This is a genomic window from Pseudomonas sp. PNPG3, assembly GCF_023093815.1.
GTDB classification, from domain to species: domain Bacteria; phylum Pseudomonadota; class Gammaproteobacteria; order Pseudomonadales; family Pseudomonadaceae; genus Aquipseudomonas; species Aquipseudomonas asiatica.
The window spans coordinates 109,269-115,460 of record NZ_JALLKV010000008.1 but is presented as its reverse complement, the minus strand read 5'-3'; the positions used below and the strand labels follow the sequence as shown (position 1 = coordinate 115,460).

At 60.3% G+C, this 6,192-nt stretch carries 8 protein-coding genes and 1 pseudogene; 3 read left to right on the top strand and 6 right to left on the bottom strand.

Annotated elements, in window-relative coordinates; translation table 11 throughout:
* The 6 genes from MJ643_RS08385 to MJ643_RS08360 all read right to left on the bottom strand — a co-directional run.
* A partial coding sequence (locus MJ643_RS08385; protein ID WP_282103246.1) for a DUF3391 domain-containing protein occupies positions 1–207 on the bottom strand: 207 nt, incomplete at its 3' end.
* A 156-nt stretch (positions 208–363) separates the two neighbouring features.
* On the bottom strand, positions 364–744 hold the full coding sequence (locus MJ643_RS08380; RefSeq protein WP_001054412.1) for a hypothetical protein: 381 nt from the start codon (positions 742–744) through the stop codon (positions 364–366).
* The gene (locus MJ643_RS08375) at positions 741–1,067 is read right to left on the bottom strand and encodes a hypothetical protein (RefSeq protein WP_000091614.1); all 327 of its coding nucleotides are present in this window, start codon (positions 1,065–1,067) and stop codon (positions 741–743) included. The genes MJ643_RS08380 and MJ643_RS08375 overlap by 4 nt, the downstream gene beginning before the upstream one ends.
* 23 nt (positions 1,068–1,090) lie before the next feature.
* Positions 1,091–1,426 (bottom strand): hypothetical protein, encoded by a 336-nt coding sequence (locus MJ643_RS08370; protein WP_000741275.1) that lies wholly within the window; start codon positions 1,424–1,426, stop codon positions 1,091–1,093.
* A gap of 14 nt (positions 1,427–1,440) precedes the next feature.
* Complete coding sequence (locus tag MJ643_RS08365) at positions 1,441–1,776, bottom strand: helix-turn-helix transcriptional regulator (protein ID WP_001172026.1); 336 nt, start codon at positions 1,774–1,776, stop codon at positions 1,441–1,443.
* The gene (locus MJ643_RS08360; protein WP_003151133.1) at positions 1,757–2,134 is read right to left on the bottom strand and encodes a type II toxin-antitoxin system RelE/ParE family toxin; all 378 of its coding nucleotides are present in this window, start codon (positions 2,132–2,134) and stop codon (positions 1,757–1,759) included. The genes MJ643_RS08365 and MJ643_RS08360 overlap by 20 nt, the downstream gene beginning before the upstream one ends.
* Positions 2,135–2,325: 191 nt before the next feature.
* Between MJ643_RS08360 and MJ643_RS08355 the strand changes: the two genes are divergently transcribed.
* The 3 genes and pseudogenes from MJ643_RS08355 to MJ643_RS08345 form a co-directional block, all read left to right on the top strand.
* Entirely contained in the window at positions 2,326–2,928 is a 603-nt protein-coding gene (locus tag MJ643_RS08355; protein WP_010465829.1) for a recombinase family protein, read from the top strand.
* Positions 2,912–5,941, top strand: a complete 3,030-nt coding sequence (locus MJ643_RS08350; protein ID WP_010465834.1) for a Tn3 family transposase — start codon at positions 2,912–2,914, stop codon at positions 5,939–5,941. Before MJ643_RS08355 ends, MJ643_RS08350 begins: the two co-directional genes overlap by 17 nt.
* Before the next feature lie 32 nt (positions 5,942–5,973).
* Positions 5,974–6,141 (top strand): annotated as a pseudogene (locus tag MJ643_RS08345) (TetR family transcriptional regulator); the annotation flags it as partial.
* Between the last annotated feature and the right edge of the window lie 51 nt (positions 6,142–6,192).

Genomic DNA, 6,192 nt, shown 5'->3' with positions numbered 1-6,192 from the left:
CTCTGGGCTCTCTGGGCTCTCTGGGCTCTCTGGGCTCTCTGGGCTCTCTGGGCTCTCTGGGTCGACTTGGCTTTTGGCCAAGTCGACCCAGACCTCCCCGACGCCACATTCTCGAATGGCAGAGAGATCCTGAGGCTCGGTCAGCAGGAAGCTGCCGCGCCAGAATGGGTGTCGAACCCAAGAGCCGGCGAGCTTGTGGATGTACATGCCGAGACGAAGCTCGGATACGGGAATGCGTTTTACCAACTTATTTTCCTTTCTGAGTTGGGTGGTTAGGCGTGCGCCGAGGCTGGCACCCAGCGGTAGAGCGGAGGTAAGGTCACGCCAAGATTCTTGGATCAGCCGGAACCGCCGAAATTTCCGTCAGCCGATCAACATGGCTTTGTCTCGCGCTCGGTCGATGCGTTCCTGCATCGCCTGCATGACTTCTTCGTGGGTGTACGACTTGGCGTTGGGGTCGTCGGCCTCTCGGAGAGCTTCCTCGACCTCGCGGGTCATCCGCGCATATTCTTCCGGCCACAGCGCTTGCTCCATGCGCAGCGACGCCTGCCCAAGCAGGTGCAGCAGGCCGAACAGCCGCATGTCATTGGTGGCGACGACGTGCTCTCGAATCCGCTCCTGGATCACCTCGCAGGCCCGATGCGCCTCTGGCGTCGCCGTGCCCTCGTAGCCGGCTGGGAGTTCTGCTTCTTCAGCGATTCGCGCCCAAGCGATAGCCAGCGCCTCGATGGTGGACAGGTTCATTTGCTCATCCACTTGCGCAGCAGACGCTTTTTCAGGGAGGCGCGCTCTTGCGGATTGCGTCCCTTGTGGTTGGCAATGCGATCCGCCGTGGCGGCCTGGCGCTTGATGGGCCAGTAGGAGCGGCCATCCTTACCCATCGACCAGACGTTGCTGACCTGGTTTTCCAGTAGAGGCAGATGGGCGCATAGAGCTTCCGGCGACGCGCTGGCCAGCGCGGTGCGCTCGTGGGTTCGCCAGCGCTGATGCCAGAGTTTCTTGTCCTCGCGCTCGCTACGGCAGGTCGTGTGCCCAACGATGGGCGTTTTGCGGCGGCTGCGGCTCATGATGTGGTTGTCTCCAAGAACATTCAGGACAGGCTTTCTGGGTAGAGCGCCGTCAACCGGGACAGGGTTTCTTGCACTTGTTCCAGCGAGGTCATCAGATGATCAACCTGATCCTGAAGATCCACGGCGAGATCAAATAGCTCAGCCACTCGGCTGCGTGATCCCTCGTTGAACGCGGCCATTGCCAGTTGATGCAGCTTCAACAGGTCGGTGCGCAGTTGCGGAGGTGCGCCGTCTGCGCTGTCATTCAAATCGCCGCGCAGCACGTCCACGGCATCGACTGCACGCAGCAGTGCCGTGGTATCGAAATTCTCGGGAGTCAGTTCGTCCCATTCGTCGTCGGTGATGCGGGCTGCCATCAGGAGAGCTCCGATTAAGCGGTTGCGAGCGTTAGATGCCCGATCGGCTCGGCTGCTGGCCGTACCTTGATTTCGATGTCGTAGCCGAGGCGATTCAGACAATCCATCAGCTTGCGTTCGGATAGATTGGTGAAGTCGCCGCGCATCATGCCCGACACCTTCGGTTGCGGGATGCCCATGCGTTTGGCCGCCGCTTGTTGAGTCAGCCCAAGGGCGCGCATGGCCCTCCTGATCTCGACCACCAGGCCGGTCTTGATCTTGAGCTTTTCAGCGTCAGGCAGTCCAAGGTCGGCAAAGACGTTGCCCGAGCTGCGCTGAACCTCGACGCCTTCAATGATTCGTTTTTGCATTTCGTAGCTCCTGTGCCAATACCTCGGCCACCTTCAGCCGAGCGCGGATGATGTCCATGTCGGCCTTTGGCGTGGCGATTCCGCTCTTGCTCTTCTTCTGGAAGCAGTGCAGGACGAACACCGCTTCCGCAAACTTGACCGTGTATACCGCTCGATAGGTGCCGCCGGCATCGTCTTCGACGACCTCCAGCACGCCGGCACCACCGAACCCCTTGAGCACCTTTGCTGCGTCATCCTGATCGCCTATCTGCGCCAACGAGAGCGCGTAACCGAAACGGCGACGCACGTCGGACGGCAACGCCATCAAATCCTTGTGGCTGCTCGCGATCCATTCGAGCGGTTTTTCTTTGTTTGTCATGACGGAATTTTATACCTGTTCAGGTAATGATGTAAACGCGGCAACCTCAAGGAGGTGTCGTAAAACATTTGTTTTGCGACAGGCTGTCAGCCGCCGCTGTGCTACCTGTGCAACACCCCCTCAAAAATGTACGGAAAACTCTATCGCTATTCACTATTATGCGGAAACCTGTTTTTGATGGTTATCCGCCTATGTTGGTTGGCTACATGCGCGTGTCGTCGGACTCCGACCGCCAGAGCACGGACTTGCAGCGCGACGCGCTGCTCGCCGCCGGCGTCGATCCGCGTCACCTGTTTGAGGATCGTGCCTCTGGCGCGAAGGATGACCGTGCCGGCTTGGCGCGGGCGCTTGAGTTCGTTCGAGCCGGCGATGTGCTGGTGGTGTGGAAACTCGACCGGCTCGGTCGCTCGCTGTCGCACCTGCTCGCCATTGTGACTTCGCTCAAGGACAAGCGGGTGGCGTTCCGCTCGCTGACAGAGAACCTGGACACTACGACGCCCTCGGGCGAATTCCTGTTCCAGGTGTTCGGTGCGCTCGCGCAGTACGAGCGCGCCTTGATTCAGGAGCGCGTCGTCGCGGGCTTGGCCGCCGCACGCAAACGCGGCCGGATCGGCGGCCGGCCGCAGGCGATCACTGGTGAGAAGCTGGACGCCATCGTCGCCGCGCTCGATGGCGGCATGTCTAAGGCGGCGGTGTGCCGCAACTTCAATGTCAAGCGCACTACGTTGATCGAAACATTGACGCGAGCAGGTTGGCGTGGTGCGGGAAGGACGGTCGATGAGCAACAAGAATAAGCTACTCACCGTCTTTTCTGACGCAGAGCAGGAAGCCTTGTACCGCCTACCGGACTTCGACGATGCTCAGCGGCTGGAATACCTGGCGTTGGCCGAATCTGAACTGGCGTTCGCCAGCAGCCGGCCTAGCCTGCAGGCCCAAGTCTATTGCGTCTTGCAGATCGGCTACTTCAAGGCCAAGCATGCTTTCTTCCGCTTCGATTGGCATGAGGTCGAGGACGATTGCGCCTTCGTGCTGAGTCGCTATTTCCACGGCGAAGCGTTCGAACGCAAGGCGATCACCAAGCATGAGCACTACAGCCAGAGGGGTCAGATCGCCGAACTGTTCGGCTACCGGTCGTGGGCGGCTAGCTTCCTGCCGCAACTGGCACAGCAGGCTGAACAGATCGTGCGGCGCGACGTAATGCCAGGATTCGTGGCCGCCGAACTGATCGTTTGGCTCAGCGAGCACAAAATCATCCGGCCCGGCCACACCACCTTACAAGAGCTGGTCAGTGAAGCCCTGTCCACCGAACGCAGGCGCTTGGGCGGCTTGCTGGCAGAAGTGTTGGACGAATCGGCCAAAGCTGCGCTGGGCCAGCTCCTGGTGCGTGACGACACCCTGTCTCAACTGGCAGCGCTCAAGCAGGACGCTAAAGATTTCGGCTGGCGTCAGATGGCAGGGGAGCGCGAGAAGCGCGCCACGCTGAAGTCCTTGCACGGGATCGCCAAGGCGCTGCTGCCCAAGCTCGGCATCTCGCAGCAGAACCTGCTGTACTACGCGAGCCTGGCGAACTTCTATACCGTCCATGACCTGCGCCACCTGAAGGCGGAGCAGACCCGGCTCTACCTGCTGTGCTATGCCTGGGTACGTTACCGGCAGCTCACCGACAACCTGGTCGACGCGATGGCCTTCCACATGAAAAAACTTGAGGACGAGAGCCGCACGGGTGCGAAACAGTCCTTTGTCGCCGAACAGCTGCGACGCCATCAGGAAACGCCGCAGGTTGGCCGCCTGCTGTCGCTGTACGTGGACGACAGCGTGGCCGATCCGACGCCGTTCGGCGAGGTGCGCCAACGCGCCTACAAAATCATGTCCAGGGAATTGCTGCAAAACACGGCGCAGCGCATGAGCGTCAAGCCACTGAACAAACTGGCGCTGCACTGGCAGGCGGTGGACGGCCTGGCCGAACGCATTCGACGCCATCTACGGCCGCTGTACGTCGCGCTCGACTTCGCCGGCACGGCCCCCGATAACCCATGGCTCGCGGCGCTGACTTGGGCCAAGAGCGTGTTCGCCAAGCAGCAGCGCCTATCACAACGGCCACTCGACGAATGTCCGGCGGCAACGCTGCCGAAACGCTTGCGTCCGTACCTGCTGATGTTCGATGCCGAAGGCACGCCGACAGGCCTGCATGCCGATCGTTACGAATTCTGGCTTTACCGTCAGGTCAGGAAACGCTTCCAGGCGGGCGAGCTCTACATTGACGACAGCTTGCAGCACCGGCATTTGTCCGACGAGTTGGTTTCGATGGACGAGAAAGCCGCCGTGCTCGCGCAGATGGACATCCCCTTCCTGCGGCAGCCGGTCAGTGCCCAGCTCGATGCACTGGCGGCCGAGTTGCGTGCGCAATGGGTGGCGTTCAATCGCGAGCTGAAACAGGGCAAGCTGACGCACCTGGAATACGACAAGGACACGCAGAGACTGACCTGGCGCAAGCCCAAGGGGGAGAACCAGAAGGCGCGCGAGCAAGCTCTCTACGAGCAACTGCCATACTGCGATGTCGCCGACGTGTTTCGCTTCGTCAACGGCCAGTGCCAGTTCCTGTCGGCGCTGACACCATTGCAGCCACGCTATGCGAAGAAGGTAGCCGACGCCGACAGTCTGATGGCGGTGATCATTGCCCAAGCCATGAACCACGGCAACCAGGTTATGGCACGTACCAGCGACATCCCGTACCACGTCCTGGAGAGTACCTACCAGCAGTACCTGCGCCAGGCGACGCTACATGTGGCCAACGATTGCATCAGCAACGCCATCGCCGCACTGCCGATCTTCCCGCATTACTCGTTCGACCTCGATTCGTTGTACGGTGCCGTTGATGGGCAGAAATTCGGCGTCGAGCGACCAACTGTGAAGGCGCGCTACTCGCGCAAATATTTCGGCCGCGGCAAGGGCGTCGTCGCCTACACGCTGCTGTGCAATCACGTGCCGTTGAACGGCTACCTGATAGGCGCACACGAGTACGAGGCTCACCACGTGTTCGACATCTGGTACCGCAACACGTCGGACATCGTGCCGAGCGCGATCACCGGCGACATGCACAGCATCAACAAGGCCAACTTCGCCATCCTGCACTGGTTCGGACTTCGTTTCGAGCCGCGCTTCACCGACCTCGACGACCAGTTGCAGGAGCTGTATTGCGCCGATGATCTGGCATTGTACGAGAAATGCCTGATCCGGCCGGCTGGCCAGATCGACCGGCAACTCATCGTCGGTGAGAAGGCGAACATCGACCGAATCGTCGCCACACTGGGCCTGAAGGAAATGACGCAGGGCACGCTGATCCGCAAGCTGTGCACCTATACGGCGCCGAACCCGACGCGGCGCGCAATCTTCGAGTTCGACAAGCTCATCCGCAGTATCTACACACTGCGCTACCTGCGCGACCCGCAACTGGAGCGTAATGTTCACCGCTCGCAGAACCGCATTGAGTCCTATCACCAGCTACGCTCGACCATCGCCCAAGTCGGTGGGAAGAAGGAATTGACCGGCCGCACCGACATCGAAATCGAGATCAGCAACCAGTGCGCCAGGCTGATCGGCAACGCGATCATCTTCTACAACTCGGCGATCCTGTCCCTGCTGCTGACGAAGTACGAGGCAGCTGGCAATGCCAAGGCGCTGGCGTTGATCACGCAGATGTCGCCAGCGGCCTGGCGGCACATCCTGCTGAACGGGCATTACACCTTCCAGACTGACGGCAAGTTCATCGACCTGGATGCGCTCGTGGCGGGACTGGAGCTGGGCTGACGGAAATTTCTGGGATTCCGGCGTACAACCCCAGCGAGAAAGAAAAGAACAGGGTGCTCCGTGCAGAGAATGATCAGCTTTTAGCGGAGGTAGCTCGGCTGGCTTCGGTTAACCAGCGACTAATATTCGAGATGATTCAGCTGAAGGCGGTTGCCAACGGTAAGGTCACCGCACTCCCTCTGAAACCAGGGCCCAACTAGGCCCTGATGGGGAACCCGCAGAATTCGTAAAAATCGCACGCTAACAGTTCA